Below are 17429 nucleotides of genomic sequence, written 5' to 3' on the forward strand. Positions count from 1 at the left end.
TTATAGCAGAAAAATAATCATATGAAAAATATTTTGTTTATATCAATCCATATAAAAAACATATGGATTGATGTGTAATATTTATATTGAATTAAATTTTCAAATTATAGAATTTTTCAGAATTTTATAGACATTGTTCATACATTTGTATTCTCTAACATTGTTATCACAATAAAAGGGCTCTCTGCATTGAGAGCCACAATATATCACCTTTTACTCAAAGTACTAATACAATTCAGTATTTCTTTTTACTATTTCTGATAATTTTAGTTTAAGCAGCAATTTCTACAGCTGATTCTGGATTATTATAATATTAATATGTAGTTTTATTTACAAAAATTTTTATGCATAGAATAGTATATTTACAACATTTCAATAAAAGCACCTATTCTCGTGCTCAATTGCCCCAAATTTGACTGTGAATAGTCAATTTCAACAGGCATATATGGAATACCATTGCTATTTACAAATCTCTTTATTGAAAAGCTCTCTACAGCATAAGTATGACAGGCCTGCAGAATAACATCTATTACCCCGTCTACCTTGTATTCTCTCATCATATCTTTTAAAGTTTCCAGCCTGTTTTTATTTGGAGTCATACATGAACATCCTATGGCAAGATATTTTTCAGTCAATGCATCAAACACATCCTTGTTTTCATCTACCAAAAGTTCATTTGCCTTTGAAACAGTACAATTTTCAAAAGCAACTACATATGCCCCATTTTTCTCTACCGCTTTGACTACTTTATCTGCTGCTCCTCCTATAGGACATCCTGTTATAAGTATTCTACGTTTTTCAGGTAGTTTTTTACCTTCCTTATAACTTTTTATAATCTTTTCAGTGAGGTCTGATATCTCATCTATGGATTCCTCTTTATCAAATTTAAAAGTGGCACCATTTACTACATTTAAAATATCCATACCTGTAAGTGCAGGAGGTTTCAATTTCCCAAGTGAATAAAAATCTTTTATTGCCTGTCTCTCTCTATTTTTTAGTAATATGGCCTGTTTTATATCTTCTTCTTTTATTTCAACGTCAAACATATCTTGAATTTTTTCCTTCAGTTTTATAATTTCATCTTTCCAAAGTTTAAAACTGTTTTCCCCAATCTGTGTATTTGGGAGCTGCATAACATGAACAGGCTTGAATTCTCCCAGATACTCATACATTTTTTTCTTTCCGTCACATGTAGTTTCTCCTACAATTAAATCTGAAAAATAAAAATACGGACACTTGTCAGTTTTCGCAAATCCATAACTGCTCTTTATTAAAGGGCATAAATTCCTTGGAAGATAATTTTCTGCTTCCTCAATGGTTTCATCGGAAGTTGAGCAAAGGGAAACTACAGCAGCTCCAGCCGCCATTGCTATTTCCTGAGGCATATATGAACAGAATGTTCCTACAAGTGGTACGTTTTGCTCTTTTAATTCTTTTGCTTTTATAAATCCATTTCTCCTGGCTTCAGAGAAGCTTGAAAAAATCTCCGGTAATTCTTTTTTTATATCCATATAAACTCTCCCTAAATAAAACAATATATAATCTGTTTAATAAAATTAAATTTATTTAAGAAATTTATATATTATCAAGTTCTATTTTGTATTTTTTGTCGTATTATATCATTTATAATATTATATTAATAATTTCCTGTTAAATCAAGCATATATTTTTTCCAATGTAAAATATGAACTATTTTCGGGAAACATTACTATTTTATCTTTTATACACAAAATTGATCCTTTTATAATATTTTCGTTATATAATTTTTCTGCTGTTTCAATACCATTTAAAAGTGCTCTGTATATTTCCTTTTTTGAAAGTTCACCTACACTTAATGTAACTAAATTTCCCGGTATATCTGTTTCAGAATCTATTTCCTCTGCATAGCATCTAACTATGCCATCTGACTCTACATCTGCCGCATTTCCTATACAAGTAGCACAGGCATCTGCCATAGCTGCCGTTTCTCCTAAAACCACCGAAGCTGTAGCAATTCCCTTTGTAAAACTCCTTCCTCCTATGCCACTGGTGCAAATTCCATTAATTTTACTTTGAGAATCAATTGAAAGCACTAATTCCTTATTGTTTACAGGAATACCCACTTTTATGATATTTCCAGTTATATCTTTAAGAGCTATATCCCCGCCATTATTTATAATTACTCTTTCAGCACCAAATTCCAGTGACTTCTCCAGTGCAAGATCAGAAAAAGAACCAGCTACTGCAGCAAGTGGAGTCAAACTGCAGTCTCCACTTCTGCAAACAGCATCAACCATCTTTTTTAAAACTATACTGTCTCCGCAGTCTTTGGCATTCAGGCATTTATTGGATTTTATGTATGGAGTATACTGTGCCAATTCATTGAATTCAGAAAGTAAATATTTTGAAACTTCAATACCTATCTCGGGCTCTCTTTTTCCATTTAAAGATATGTCAAGTACCATCTGAATAGGTCCATTATTTATAAATACTTTTTTATTATCCAGTACTTCAATCATGACTATTCCTCATCAAGTTCTTTTAACAATTGTTCTTTAGTTATTATACTATTTGTATGACCGCCAATTTCATCATATTTTTCTCTTGTCATAGTATACTCTACTGGAGCTACAGTTGCAGGTGTGGGAACCCATGTCGTAGCTTCGGGTATCATTTTTGAAACATCCACCATAAAATTTATGCCTCCTCCAGGTAGAACAAAAGTAGGGGCTCCAGCTATAGTCATACTAACTTCATTATTATGAACTGCATTGGTAAGTTTTTTAGGGAAAGTAGTAACTCCTGCTCTGGCACTTCCACCTGTACCCCCTGTATACATAATTGAAACTACAGACTTCTCGCAGTTATCCGAAATCAATTTAACACATTTCACTGCTTGTTCAGTCATTTCAATTTCCTTTGCAGATCCGTCATTTTGCACTTCCAAAAGTGCGTATTTTTGTCCTGTAGTTTCTGTAACCAGTATTTTATATCCAGCTTTTGCTATACTCATATCTACAGATTTTACAGCTTCAACAGGACTCTCTACTTCTGTACCTCCCCAGCCATGTCCATGTTTTCCAAAATATCTTCCCATAGTGCTTTTTCTTCCATATGGGACTACTCCACTGTACTTCATTCCAACTTCTTTACCTGCAGCATGCTCGGAAAGAAGCCCTACTACGTGGAAATCCAATATAACCGCCTCATCTACAGCTTTAGATAAACTTGCTGCAAACATACCTATAGTTGCACTGCCACATCCAACTCTCATATAAGTCTCCTCAAGTCCATCTATAACAGGTGGCTTTCCTTGCTGTATTTCAAGTTGACTTCCATTTTCCACTTTCAATTTAACCTTTCTTCCATTTGCAAGATCCACAATAGTCCTTGCTACTATAAATCCATCATTACTTCCACTTAATAGATTTGCTCCACCTATAGTAAGCATTTTGGATCCATATTCCTCAGTAGTTACCATTCCGACACATTTGCCATTTCTCTTTACTTTTGCACCTTCTTCACCTATATCCATATTGGTGTCAATTTTTACTTTCACACCACTGTAGCTTAATGGTGCCTCTGTGACTACAGTTACAACATCAACTCCATCTACAGTATCCTGTACTATTTTCGGTGCAGGACGAAGACATGGATAATTTGTTCCACTTCCTACTGCTGTAATAAGCGGCTTATATTTTACATTCCACTCTGACTCTTTTACAACTGAGTCTATAACAAGCTTCCTATTTCTCACCAATTCCCCATCAACATTGGTATATCTTTTACAGGCACCAGTTTTATTCAATGGTACAGAACAATTTACAGGACAATGAGTACAGGTAGAATTTTCTGACTTTTTTTCTTCCGTTTTTTCAACAGCCTGAAATGGACATACTTTTGTACATATACCACATGAAACACAATTTTCATTTAATTGTGCTATTTTATCTATAACTGAAATTGCCCCAAGTGGACAATTATTTTCACATATTCTGCATCCTCTGCATTTATCAACATTAACTAAAATCACCTTAAGTTCCTCCATTACTCATAATTTAATTTTTCAACTACTCTTTCAAGAGTCAGTGGTATTTCTGTAAATCTTACTCCAGTTGCATTGTATACTGCATTTAAAATTGCCGGTGCTACAGGAATCAATGCAGGTTCTCCAACTCCCTTTGCTCCAAAAGGACCTGTCTTTTCCTGGCTTTCTACAATTATAGGATATATCTCAGGTATATCATTTGCAGTATATATTAAATAGTTGGAAAAATTCAATGTTTTCATCTTTGCATTTTCAACTACTAGATTTTCCAAAATTCCAAGTCCCATTCCCATTAAACATCCGCCTTCTATTTGCCCCTCTACCATGCGTTTGTTGATTGCTTTTCCTACATCATGCGCTGCAATAACTTTCAATACTTTGATTTCACCTGTATAGGTATTTACTTCAACTTCTATAAAATGAGTTGCAAAACCATAGGTTGCAAATGGTATGCCCTGCATGTTTTCAGGATCAAGAGAAGTTGTATTGGGGTTGAAGTATGCACAGCCAAGTACTATTATTCCCTTTCTTGCACATTCACTCATTATTTGTTCTAAAGTTACATAGTTATTTTGATCATCTTTAAAACAGGCTTTCTCATCTTTCAGTATAATCTTGTCTCTGTTTACATTTAGTAATTCCGAAGCTACATCAAACAGTGTTTCCCTCGCCATTTCTGCAGCTTTTTTACATGCATTTCCGGATATATATGTTTGTCTGCTGGCAGAAGTTGCGCCTCCCTCTGGAGTTGCCCCTGTATCTGCAGACACAATATTTACATTTTCATAGTCTATACCTAAAGTTTCTGCAACAATCTGACACATTACAGTATTGGATCCCTGCCCTATATCTGCACAACCTGCCAGTACAGTTACTGAACAATCGCTGTGCATTTCAAGAAATGCTGAAGCTGGATTTGGGAGTCCTGTATTTCCTATTCCATACCACATGCACCCTATGCCTACTCCTCGTTTTTTTATACCATTTGGATCTTTCTTAAAATCGTCATCCGATATTACCTCTTCTGACTTTTCTCTTGCCTTTTTCAGAGTGTCGATCAAACCAGCACTGCTTTCCAGCTTCTGCATGGTACTTGTATAAGAACCAACTTTAAGAGCATTTTTCAGTCTTATTTCATAGGGACTTATATTTAATTTTTCGGCTATTGCATCTATCTGCTGCTCGTGGGCAATTGAAACCTGCGGAACACCAAATCCTCTGAATGCACCAGCCATAGGATTATTTGTATATGTCATGGTAGCTTCTATACTTACATTTGGTATCTCATAAGGTCCTGTAGCATGAACCATTCCTCTTGTAATTACTGCAGGTCCATAGGAGGCATAAGCCCCTGAATCCTGCATGAATTCCGCCTGCATGGCAAGTATCTTCCCATTTTTATCTGCCCCTGTTTTATATTTCATTGTATGGGGATGTCTTTTAGAAGATACTGACATGGACTCTTCCCTGGTATAAGAAAGCTTCACAGGTCTTTTAGTATAATATGTTAAAAGTGCTACAAAACACTGAGTGGAAATATCAAGCTTTCCGCCAAATCCACCACCGGTTACGGCCTGCGACACTCTTACCTTGCTTTGAGGAAGATTCAATACCCTGGCAACTTCACCTCTATCAAAATGGGGATTTTGCGTTGAAGCCCATACTGTTAAAATTCCATTCTCATACTTTGACACCCCGCATTCAGGTTCTATAAACATATGTGCATAATAGTTGGTCTTATAGGTATTTTCTACAATTACATCACATTTTTTGAAAGCTTCATCTACATTGCCTTTTATAAGTGTCTTATGTCCAAGTATATTGGTATCACCGTGAATTTTTAAAGAATCTTCTTTTAAAGCATCATCTACAGTTGTTATAACAGGCAGTTCTGTATAATCAACTTCTATAAGTTCAATTGCTTTTTCTGCTGTTTCCTCTGTCTCTGCTGCAACAACTGCAAGTGCATCACCATATCTTCTGATCTTGTCATCTACCAATACAGGCTCATCTTTTATAATTATGCCAACTCTGTTCTTTCCCGGTATATCTTTACTGGTTAAAACACATACAACACCTGGCAATTTCTCTGCCTTATCTGTATAAATATTGTTTAATACAGCATGAGCCACTTTACTTCTCAATACTTTGGCATACAGCATACCTTCAAAATTTATATCCCTTGCAAATATAGCACTGCCATTTACTTTTGATATTCCATCTTTTTTCTGTACATTTTTGCCCACTGAGTTTAAGTTATCTTTGTCCTTTAAAATATCCATATATATCACCTCATTTCCTCTGTACTACAAGCATTACTGCTTCTATAATCTTTTTATATCCTGTACATCTGCACAAATTTCCTGCTATGGCCATTTTTATCTCGTCTACAGTAGGATTCGGTTTTTTCATAAGAAGTGCCTTTGCAGAAAGTATCATTCCTGGAGTACAAAATCCGCACTGTACAGCTCCCGCATCTAGAAACGCCTGTTGAAGCATATCCAGTTCACCATTTTTTGAAAGTCCTTCTACAGTTATTACAGAACATCCATCTACCTGTGCTCCAAGCATGCAGCATGATGTAACTGCTTCTCCATCTAGAATCACAGTGCAGGCTCCACATTCCCCCTCGGAACAACCTTCTTTTACACTTGTAATTCCAAAGTCTTCCCTAATTACATCCAGCAGTCTCTTTCTAGGGTCAATTTCTGCTGAAACCATGCTGCCATTTAACTTGAAATTTATCTTTATCTTTTGCATATTCTTTCAAATACCTCCATTCCGATACCTTTTACAGCATATCTTTTATGTGGAATCAAATTTTTGAAAGGTGATTTTTCCAAATTATCTACTGTAAATTCTGAAACTTTATCCAAACATCCTTTTATATTTTTAATATTTATTTCCCTACCTATTAAAAATTGTTCTGCTGCTTTTGCTCTAGATGGATTTCTTGAAATTCCGCCGAGAGATACTCTAATATTTTTACATGCATTTTTTCTAGTATCATTTTCAAGAACTATACCTATACTGACTACTACTATTGCAAGAGCACTTCTTCTTCCAAGTTTTTTAAATCCGGATACAGTACTTCCATTCAGACTTTTAAAAAATATCTCTTTCAATATTTCATCTTTATCTCTTATAACATTTCCACTCTTGCCGTGAAGTTGATCCATACTCACTGTTCTCTCTCCATTTGGCCCTATCATAATAAAACTGGCATCTAATGCTGTAAGTGCTGCTACAGAATCTGCAGCAGCTGAGGAATTCATAATATTTCCACCTATTGTTCCTAAATTTCTTATCTGGGTTGAGCCAACATGTCTACAGGCTTCTGCTAAAATTGCAGCTTTTCCATTTATAAGTGGACTCTGTTCTATTTGAGAGTGAGTTGTCATAGCTCCAATCTTTACAATACCATCCTTTTCCTCTATATAATTTAGTTCATCAACTTTTTTCAAATTTACTATATTCTCAGGATCTATCATGTGTTTTTTTAATTTCACGATTAAATCCGTACCACCTGCCAAAACACACGTACTCTCATTGCATTTTTTTAATACTTCAATAGTTTCTTCTACACTTGTAGGACTGTAGTATTTAAATGAGTTTGACATAATAACCTCCCTCTCCTGCAATCAGTTGAAACTTTTAAGTTTACAACCACTTTTCATAAACTTTAACCAATGCTGAAATGTCTTCTTTTCCCATGCCTTCACTTCTTGCCATTTCATATAGCTGTTGGGTTAAATTGCCTATAACCAGAGGTATCTTCAAATCTTTTGCAGTATCTATTGCCAATTGGAGGTCCTTGTACTGAAGATCCACCATAAATCCTGGATTGAAATTTCTTTCTTTTATAAATTTTTCATATTTCGAGGTAAGTGCATAGGAATTTCCAGAGCTTTTACTTATTACCTGAAATAGTATGTCAGGATCCATCCCTGCCTTTATTCCCAAAGCAAGTGCTTCTGATACTGCTGCCATATTTGCTCCAAGCAAAAGATTATTTACTAATTTAACTGTATCTCCTGATCCTACACTTCCTACATAGTATATTGTCTTTCCTATAGATTTCAATATATCAGATACGCTGTCAACTACTTCCTTTTTTCCTCCTGCCATAATAGTAAGAGTGCCATTTTTAGCTCCAATAGAACCGCCGCTTACAGGTGCATCTACTACTTCAACACCACTTTTTTCAGCCTCTTTTGCTATATACTGTATGGTCTTTGGAGTAATGCTGCTTAGGTCTATTATTATAGCATCGGATTTAGCTCCCTGTAACACTCCATTTTTTCCTAAAATAACATTTTTGACTATTTGAGAATTTGGAAGGGAGGTCATAATAACATCTGACTTCGATGCAACTTCAGAAGGACTTTTACAGACTGAAGCACCCTTTCTGGCAAATTGTTCCACTAATTCTTCTACTACGTCATATACATTGAGTTCATATCCATTTTCAAGTATATTTTCTGCCATATTTTTTCCCATTACACCTAATCCTATAAAACCTATTTTCATTATTATCACTCCATTCAAGATATATTAACTTTTTTCTTGATCTCAACTAAATCAATTTTTGGTCTGGGAAGTATTGATGCCAAAATTACTGCAATAATCGGTACAATTGTAAGACTGGATATTGCTGCATGTATTCCATGATTATCCGATATCCAGCCCAGAAGTGGGGAAACAACTCCACCTATAGTAACAGCCAAACCTAAAGTAACTCCAGATGCAAGTCCCATATGATTTGGAAGATATTTTTGTCCAAGCACTACCATAGGACTGAAAGGTGTATATAGGGCAAATCCTATTGGTATAAGCAATATAGTAGCTACAGCAATGTTATGTACATTTATGAATATAAACAATAGTGGTATAAGTGCAGTATAACCTGCTATTATTACTTTTTTATGTCCAATTCTATCTGATACACGTCCTGCAATAAGAGTAGCTATAGCCCCTGTAACAATTAATATTGACAATGCAGTACTGCCGGATCTCTTTGACTGTCCCAGTACATTTATCCAGTAAAGCGGTAAGAACGTATTGAGTCCGAAGAATACTATAGCACGACACAGGAGAGTTGCAGTTAAATTGGCAAAGGGCTTCCATTCATCTGGTGTAACAACAACATTACCGGATTTCATATTATCTTCACCAACAGACTTCAATTTTGTTGAAAATGAATCTAAATTTGTAAATAGTACAAAACCCATAATTACAGCTGGTACAGCTAAGACTACAGTACCCTTCAGTCCAAATAGCAACAACAATTCGGTAGTTATAATAGGGCCTACTGCAAATCCTATATTTCCACCTGCTGCAAATGTACTTACATTTGTGGCTTTATTTTTTCCAGCAAATTTATTTGCCAGCCGGGCACCTTCAGGATGAAATGCTGCTATGCCTACGCCACTTATTGCTACTGCAACAGCCATAATTGCATAATTGGAAGTAACGCCAGCTATTCCTACACCGATTCCTCCAAGGGTAACTCCAAGGGGCAATGTCCATGGTGCAGAAATTTTATCCGAATAAAGTCCAAATATAGGCTGTACTATAGAAGAACTTATATTAGCTGCAAATATTAAAAAAGCTGCTGCAGCATAGCTAAAATGCTTTTCTGATATCAGAAATGGAAGCATTGCAGGTAGTGCCCCCTGGTAAATATCTGTGATTAAATGACCTGATGCCAACAATTTGATATAACGATTCATCTTTTTCTCCTTTTATTAATAATTTTTCATAAATAACACTCTAAAAATGTTTTTTAAATAAAAATATTGCAATTTCTCTTGATATTTTTTAATATTTTTCTTATTATTATAACAAAAACATATTCATATGAAAAATATTTAATAAATATCGAACCATATAAAAAACATATGAATTCAAAGGAGAATAAACCATGGATATCAGACAAATCAAATATTTTTTAACTGTTGCAGAAGAAGGACAGATAACTTCTGCTGCAAAAAGACTTAATATATCCCAGCCTCCCCTTAGTCAGCAACTAAAATCTCTTGAAAATGAATTGGGAGTAGATTTATTGATAAGGAAGAGCAGAAATGTAGAATTAACCGAAGCGGGCATGATACTCAGGGACAAGGCTGAGCAAATATTGGAACTTGTAAATGCTGCAGAAAAACAATTAAAGGACTTTCACAAGGGCTTGAAGGGAACTGTTAATATTGGAAGTGTAGCTTCTTCTGCAATTGCAATTTTACCTGAAAAGGTATATCGATTTCATACTAAATATCCCAATGTAAATTTTCAATTATGGGATGGTGACAGCTTTAGAATAATGGAATTATTAAATACTGGAATTATAGAACTAGGTTTGGTACGCTCACCTTTTAATCCAAAACTACTTAACTTATATAATTCAATTTATATAAAAAATGAGACATTAAAAGATCATATTCACGATTCCATGGTAACAGTAGCCAAATCTAAGTTTTATGAGAATATATCTGAGTGTGAGAATGCCATATCACTAAAAGATCTAAAGGATAAACCACTTATTATACACAGAAGATTTGAGACAATTATAAATAAAGCCTGCAGCAAATTAAATTTCACTCCAAACATAATATGTAAAAATGATGATCTAATATCATCACTAACATGGGCAAATGAAGGAATTGGTATAGCTTTAGTGCCACGAACTTCTTCTACACTCATGTATAATACAAATTTGGATATTAGAGAAATAAAAGATCCGTCAATGGAAGCCAAGTCGACTTTAATATGGATGAAAAATCGTTATTTATCTACTGCTGCATCCCACTTTATTGAATATTTCAAGTAAACCAAATTTTATTTTATAAAAATTAAAATCAGCACTTATGTATATACTGATTTAAATTTCATAATTTAAGATGCTATAATTACATAATTCTTATTTATTCGTAATTTTAATGCATTATATTCTATTTTTTTAAATTTTATTATAGTAATTCAAATTTTATACGTATATATTAATATAGAACTAAATTAATTAACATATATTCAGTGAAAAATATAAAATCTAAAGAAAAGGTGGTAAGGCAATGAAATTATTTTCCAATATGAATATCTTCAAAAAGCTAATGATGTCTTTTATTATTATAGCAATGTTGGCCTGTATAGTGGGTATTGTATCCATGAGCAAAACAACTGTAGTAAAAAGGAATTTAGATACCCTATATAATATGGATTTAAAAGAAACAACTGAACTAAAGGATATCAAAATAAATTTACTAGGGGTACAGTCTGACTTGCTTGTTATGATGAATAAGGAAAATAGGCCCCAGATAAATAGCTTGATTAATAATATTAATGAACAAATAAATCGAAACGACAAACTTATATCAAGTTATTCTAATTCATTAAATAATAAAAACAAAGATTTACTTGGGCAATTTGAAACATATAGAAAAGGCTGGAAAACCTCCAGGGAAAATTACATACAATTGATTCAAAAAGGAGACTACAATGGTTCAATAAAAGAATTTCAAACTAGTGAAAAATACAGAAAAGATCTTTTCTCAGTAATAGATAAACTTATAGATACAAATTTAAAACTTGCACAGAATGATTATAATTCAAGTATTTCTAAATATAATTCTTCTTTAATATTTGTAACAATATTGATTATAATCAGTTTCATCGTATCCATACTGTCCGGACTAGCAATAGCAAGAGATATACATAATCCCCTTATAAAGATAAAAGACCTTGCAAATCGTTTTGCACAATTTGATTTTTCAACGGATATAAAAACAACCCGTTCTGATGAATTTGGACAAACAGGTACTTCTTTAAATACCGCACAAAATAATATAGTATACCTTTTGAAATCAATTATGGAAAACTCCGAAAATATGGGAAGTGCCAGTGAAGAGTTGTCTGCAACAGCAGAAGAACTTTCAGCAAAAGCGGAAAATATGGATAATTCAGCAAAAGTTATAACCTCAGGAGTTGAGGAAACAACTTCTTCCATAGAAGAAATAACTGCATCTGTAGAAGAAATCAATTCAAATATAAATGAATTGTCTCAAAAAGCTGCAGACAGCAGCAATAGTTCAAATAGCTCTAAAGAAAAAGCTACAATGGCTCAACAAAAAGGAAACTCTGCAATACAAAATGCCCAAAAAATATATAAAGACAAAAGAGAAAAAATACTGGAAGCTATTGAAGCTGGTAAAGTAGTTGAAAATATAAAGGAAATGGCACATACTATTGCAGGAATAGCTGAACAGACCAATCTTCTTGCATTAAATGCAGCCATTGAAGCTGCAAGAGCCGGTGAACATGGTAAGGGATTTGCAGTTGTTGCAGAGGAAGTAAGAAAGCTTGCTGAAAATTCAGCAACAGCCGTATCATCAATTCAAGATACTATTGGAAAAGTAAACGAGGCATTTAAAAATTTATCTGACAGTAGTAATGAAGTTTTAGTATTTATAAACGATGAGGTAAATCCACAATTTGAAGCATTTAAAGATATGGGAAATCAATATTATAAAGATGCTGATTTTACAAAAAGTTTATCTGAAGAAATAGCTTCAATGTCAGAGGAATTAAATGCTACAATGTCACAAGTCAGCGATGCCATGCAGCATATGTCAGACAACCAACAGCAGGCTTCAGAAAATGCTTCACAAATACAGGAAGGTATTGATGAAAATACTCAAGCTGTAAATCAGGTAGCTCTGACAGCCCAAAGCCAGGCAGAGCTTGCACAAAAACTAAATGAGCTTGTACAAAAGTTTAAAATATAATGTAGAATTAAAACCACCAATTAGCTTATAAACTAATTGGTGGTTAAATTATCTAACAGTTAAGTCCGATTTCATTTCCGCTCCAAATTGCATCCATTATATTTGCAGTCTGATATGCATCTCCAATAAGATATAAATCAGTAACTTTGCCATGAAGTTTGTTATATAATTTTCTATTTGACTTGAATCCTACAGAAATCACAACAGTGTCAGCAGATACTTCCTGTTGTTTGAACTTGCTGTCTATAAGAACTGCTCCATCATCCGTTACCTCAAGCAGTGAATTACCCGTAATAACTTTTATATTGTATTTTTTAATAAGATCTTCTAGCATAATCTTATTCATATGAGGGATTGGCTTTCCTGCATCCAATATTTTATCCTTGGCCTCTACAATTGTAACTTTCTTTCCAGCTTTGGCAAGATAAAGGGCCGTTTCACATCCGACGAGACCTCCTCCTACAATAATTACATTTTTCCCTGGCTTTTTAGTCCCATTTAAAATGTCCACAGCTGTGGATACTTTATCCTTTTCCATACCCGGCAGTTTTATCTTGACATCATTGGCTCCTGTTGCAACAATTACCACATCTGGCTGTTCTTTCTCTACAAGTTTATCCGTTACCTCTGTATTAAAAATCACATTAATTTTAAGCTCTTTCATTTCATTTCTATACCAGTCCAACAATCTTCTATCGTCTATTTTAAAGTCAGGTACTGACCCTGGAACAATTTCCCCGCCCAGTTTATCCGTACTTTCATAAAGTGTAACTTTGTGACCTCTAAGCACAGCCATTCTAGCAGCTTCCATTCCTGCAACTCCTCCACCTGCAATCAACACTTTCTTTGGTATAGCTGCTGGTCTTATCTCATAATAGCGTTCTCTTCCTGCAGCTGGATTTACTGCACAACTCAAAGGTTTTCCTTCAAATCCCCTGCCAAGGCAGCCTACATGGCATCCAATACAGGGACGAATTCTCTCAGGATGTCCGGAAAGCACCTTTTTAGGCCAGTATGCATCTGAAAGAAGCGGTCTTGCAAGTCCTATCATATCCGCACCACCATCATCAAGAGCTTTTTCAGCTTCTTGTGGAACACCAAGTTTTCCTGCAACTATAACAGGAATTTTTACAACCTTTTTTAATTTTTTAGTATATGGTATATACAGTCCATCTTTCTGATAAAGAGGTGGATGTGACCAATACCATGCATCATATGTTCCAACATCTGTATTCAACTCATCATATCCAGCTGCTTCGAGAATCTTTGCAGCCTCAAGTCCCTCTTTCAAATCACGTCCTTTTTCCACATAATCCTCATCTGGAAGTCCACCCTGCCTCCAGTCTTTTATGCAGCTTTTGACACTGTATCTCAATCCAACAGGGAAATCACTGCCAACTTGAGCCTTTATACCCTGAACTATTTCTATAGGCAGCTGTAATCTTCCCCTTAAATCTCCTCCGTATTTATCTGTCCTTCTATTGAATATAGAGAGTGTAAACTGGTCCAGCAAATATCCCTCGTGAACAGCATGTATCTCAACTCCGTCAAATCCTGCTTTTTGTGCAATAGCAGCACCCTGAATGAACTTCGCAACTATCCATTCTACTTCTGAAGTGGTAAGTTCCCTGCATGTAACAGTTGGATCCCAGTAATTAGGAACACTTGAGGCAGAAACCGGCTGTGATGTTAGAAGCGTTCCAGGAGCTCCGCTTCTTCCAAATCCCATTGTGAGCTGCAAAAATATCTTTGAACCATAGGAATGGACTCTTTCAGTCATTTCAGATGATGTCATTATAAATCTTCCCGGATTTATTGAAATAATGGGAATTACACCAGGTACAACTTTATCAATTTCATTTTCAACTTTAGTTATACTTGTTATAATAAGACCTGTGCCGCCTTTAGCTCTTTCTACATAATAATCTACAGCTCTCTGATTATAACAGCCTTCATTGTCTACCAGGCCAAATGCGCCCATAGGGGCCATCGATATTTTGTTTTTTACTTCTACTTTTCCTATTTTAATAGGTTCAAATAAAGATTTGTTTTTCACTTTTATTACCTCCCCATATATTTTTTACCTTACACTAATAATTATACTTGTTAAATCATTATATTATAATTGTCATTAAAGCCTATATTATGCATATATTCATTGTTTACAGCAAAATAATTGTATATTAAACGTTTTCTCACCGTATTTTACTATAATTCTCAGTTTACTACTGTTTCCGACTATTTTGGGGTTGTGAATAAAGTTTAAGACAAAGCAACTTACTGTCTTTGTTAGATTTGATATTATTATTTGGCAAAATACTTTCAATGTAAATAGTTGTATCTGAAGAATTCATTCTTATTTTATCTACTTTATAAACTTATAGTGCCGAAATTTAAAATTATGATTGCATCAATAGTTCCATTTATATTTCCAATAATGATGTTCTTGATTATGGATTTATATTTTTAAACTCTAAGGGAAATAAATGTCATAAAACTAAAAAAAAATTATAAAAAATCTCCAGCCTGAAAAAGGTCTGGAAATTTTATCTACTTTATAAAATTGCCAAAAAGCTTCACTATTATAGGAGAAAATATTACAACAACAATTCCTGCAAGTCCAATGGATAGACTACTCATAGCCCCCTCTGTTTCACCCATCTCCATTGCCTTGGAAGTCCCAAGTGCATTGGCTGACGTTCCAAGTGCAACTCCTTTTGATATACTGTCTTTGATTTTGAATATTTTAAATATCAATGGACATATTACAATTACAATAATTGCACCTAACATTGTAGAAAATATGGTTATGGCAGGAATGCCTCCTATCTGCTTGGAAACCGACATACTTATTGGCACTGTAACAGATTTTGGTATCATGGACAAAGTCAGTTGTTTTGAAATGTGAAATAGTCGGCATAAAAAAACTGTAGAGAATATACCTGCCAGGGAACCTGCTATTATACCTGACATTATTGGAAGTAAGTTTTTCTTCAAGAGTTTCATCTTTTTATACAATGGTACCGCAAGTATAACTGTAGCCGGGCTCAAAAAAAAGCTTATTATATCTCCACCCTTATTATATGTATCAACACTTATGTTCAGTGATTTAATTACAAACATTACAACCACTATGGCAATAATTACAGGATTAAACAATGGAAATTTAATTCTTTTATATATGATACTCCCTGCTTCAAAAGCCACTAATGAAAGCATAATTGAAAAAACAGGAGAACTTATCAATTCTCTCACCCCAAAAACCTCCCTTATAAATACATCTATTTAATGATATAATACTTATAAGGCAATTTATATTAAATATTGAATAAATTATCTTAAATATATTTATATTTTGAATAAGTATTGCTTAAAATATATTTATTTTGCAAGGAGCTTATATGGATAACCTGGATATTAAACTAATTGAACTTTTACAGAAAAATTCACGCATGACTATAAGTACACTGTCAAAAGAGCTTTCCCTCAGCAGGCCAAGTATTACTGAGAGAATTTTACGGCTTCAAGAGAAGAATATAATTGAAGAGTTTACTGCAAGAATATCCTTAAAGAATATTGGTAAAAATATCATACTGTTTGTACAGTTGAGTTCTTTAAAAGTATCACCTAAAACATTTGAACAAATGGTAAAAAAGGATGGTGACATTTTAGAGTGTCATAGAGTAACCGGACCCATAAATTATTTTATTAAAGCTGCTGTAAACAACATGGATGATATGAGTTTGTTAATAGACAGACTACTTCCTTATGGTGATATAAATACATCTGTAGTACTTAAATCTCCTGTATCCTATCGTCACGTTATTCCAAAAAACACAAACATCAAATAGCAAATATACTATTTTTTATTTAAAAACTTCCTTTTAAAATTTTTTATTGCAATTTTATGTATAAAATAATAAATTATGCAAATGATATAAGCAAGGTTATTATAATTTAAAAGGAGTTTGAACATGAATGTATATGTAGCTAAACAGGCTATTGTTGACAGGTTCAGCAACATAGTAGGGTATGAACTATTATTTAGAGATAATTATGAACAAAATAAATATACTGTTACAGATGGAGACAGGGCTACTCTTGAACTACTTCAAAACAGTATTGTAAATATAGGCATGAACAAACTTGTTGGAACTAAAAAAGCTCTTGTAAATTTTACCGGCAATATATTGAAATCCAATATATGTTCTTTTATTTCTCCTGAAAATATTATAATAGAAATTTTGGAAAATATTGAACCTACAGACAAGATTATAGACTCATGTAAATCATTAAAAGAAAATGGATTTGTACTTGCACTGGATGATTTTGTATTCAATATCAAGTACGTGAATTTAATCAAACTTGTAGACATAATAAAAATAGACTTTTTTATGACAAAAAATATGGAAAGAAAAAATGTTATGAAAAAAATTCATTCTATAAACGGAAATATTAAATTTCTTGCAGAAAAAATCGAGACACCAAAGGACTTTAAAGAAGCTTTATCTCTTGGATATTCATACTTTCAAGGATATTTCTTTAGTAAGCCACAAATAGTAACAGGTAAAAAAGATGAAAAGGCATCTGTTCTATTTAAGGAAAAAGAATATAATTTTGTATAG

At 33.7% G+C, this 17429-nt stretch carries 14 protein-coding genes; 4 read left to right on the plus strand and 10 right to left on the minus strand.

Annotated features, from left to right (window positions below):
- Positions 1 to 362: 362 nt before the first annotated feature.
- The 8 genes from KM800_RS00220 to KM800_RS00255 form a co-directional block, all read right to left on the minus strand.
- Positions 363 to 1511: a double-cubane-cluster-containing anaerobic reductase gene (locus KM800_RS00220; protein ID WP_217811287.1), complete on the minus strand. Its 1149-nt coding sequence runs from the start codon at positions 1509 to 1511 to the stop codon at positions 363 to 365.
- Positions 1512 to 1655: 144 nt separating this feature from the next.
- Positions 1656 to 2498 carry a UPF0280 family protein gene (locus KM800_RS00225; RefSeq protein ID WP_039658520.1) on the minus strand — a complete coding sequence of 281 codons (843 nt, stop codon included), beginning with the start codon at positions 2496 to 2498 and terminating at the stop codon, positions 1656 to 1658.
- A 2-nt stretch (positions 2499 to 2500) separates the two neighbouring features.
- Positions 2501 to 4012, minus strand: coding sequence for a DUF362 domain-containing protein (locus KM800_RS00230; protein ID WP_217811288.1), 1512 nt, complete (start codon positions 4010 to 4012; stop codon positions 2501 to 2503).
- Positions 4013 to 4026: 14 nt separating this feature from the next.
- The gene (locus tag KM800_RS00235) at positions 4027 to 6309 is read right to left on the minus strand and encodes a xanthine dehydrogenase family protein molybdopterin-binding subunit (protein WP_052246134.1); all 2283 of its coding nucleotides are present in this window, start codon (positions 6307 to 6309) and stop codon (positions 4027 to 4029) included.
- Positions 6310 to 6319: 10 nt separating this feature from the next.
- Positions 6320 to 6787, minus strand: coding sequence for a (2Fe-2S)-binding protein (locus tag KM800_RS00240; RefSeq protein WP_039658518.1), 468 nt, complete (start codon positions 6785 to 6787; stop codon positions 6320 to 6322).
- Positions 6775 to 7647 carry an FAD binding domain-containing protein gene (locus tag KM800_RS00245; protein ID WP_217811289.1) on the minus strand — a complete coding sequence of 291 codons (873 nt, stop codon included), beginning with the start codon at positions 7645 to 7647 and terminating at the stop codon, positions 6775 to 6777. The genes KM800_RS00240 and KM800_RS00245 overlap by 13 nt, the downstream gene beginning before the upstream one ends.
- Before the next feature lie 40 nt (positions 7648 to 7687).
- On the minus strand, positions 7688 to 8557 hold the full coding sequence (locus tag KM800_RS00250) for an NAD(P)-dependent oxidoreductase (RefSeq protein WP_039658362.1): 870 nt from the start codon (positions 8555 to 8557) through the stop codon (positions 7688 to 7690).
- Between the two features lie 14 nt (positions 8558 to 8571).
- A complete protein-coding gene (locus KM800_RS00255; protein ID WP_217811290.1) occupies positions 8572 to 9759 on the minus strand; it encodes an MFS transporter in 1188 nt (395 codons plus the stop codon).
- 191 nt (positions 9760 to 9950) lie between these two features.
- On the opposite strand from KM800_RS00255, the gene KM800_RS00260 reads away from it, so the two are divergent.
- Positions 9951 to 10853, plus strand: a complete 903-nt coding sequence (locus tag KM800_RS00260) for a LysR family transcriptional regulator (protein ID WP_217811291.1) — start codon at positions 9951 to 9953, stop codon at positions 10851 to 10853.
- Positions 10854 to 11094: 241 nt separating this feature from the next.
- A complete protein-coding gene (locus tag KM800_RS00265; protein WP_217811292.1) occupies positions 11095 to 12804 on the plus strand; it encodes a methyl-accepting chemotaxis protein in 1710 nt (569 codons plus the stop codon).
- A 52-nt stretch (positions 12805 to 12856) separates the two neighbouring features.
- Here the strand turns inward: KM800_RS00265 and KM800_RS00270 are convergent, their stop codons facing one another.
- Together KM800_RS00270 and KM800_RS00275 are read right to left on the minus strand one after the other, a co-directional pair.
- Positions 12857 to 14866: an FAD-dependent oxidoreductase gene (locus tag KM800_RS00270; RefSeq protein WP_217811361.1), complete on the minus strand. Its 2010-nt coding sequence runs from the start codon at positions 14864 to 14866 to the stop codon at positions 12857 to 12859.
- 488 nt (positions 14867 to 15354) lie between these two features.
- A complete protein-coding gene (locus KM800_RS00275; RefSeq protein WP_017895149.1) occupies positions 15355 to 16059 on the minus strand; it encodes an LrgB family protein in 705 nt (234 codons plus the stop codon).
- Between the two features lie 146 nt (positions 16060 to 16205).
- Between KM800_RS00275 and KM800_RS00280 the strand changes: the two genes are divergently transcribed.
- On the plus strand, positions 16206 to 16655 hold the full coding sequence (locus tag KM800_RS00280; protein ID WP_017895148.1) for an Lrp/AsnC family transcriptional regulator: 450 nt from the start codon (positions 16206 to 16208) through the stop codon (positions 16653 to 16655).
- 123 nt (positions 16656 to 16778) lie between these two features.
- A complete protein-coding gene (locus KM800_RS00285; protein ID WP_217811293.1) occupies positions 16779 to 17429 on the plus strand; it encodes an EAL and HDOD domain-containing protein in 651 nt (216 codons plus the stop codon).

Source organism: Clostridium tyrobutyricum (assembly GCF_019144085.1).
Classification (GTDB): domain Bacteria; phylum Bacillota; class Clostridia; order Clostridiales; family Clostridiaceae; genus Clostridium_B; species Clostridium_B tyrobutyricum_A.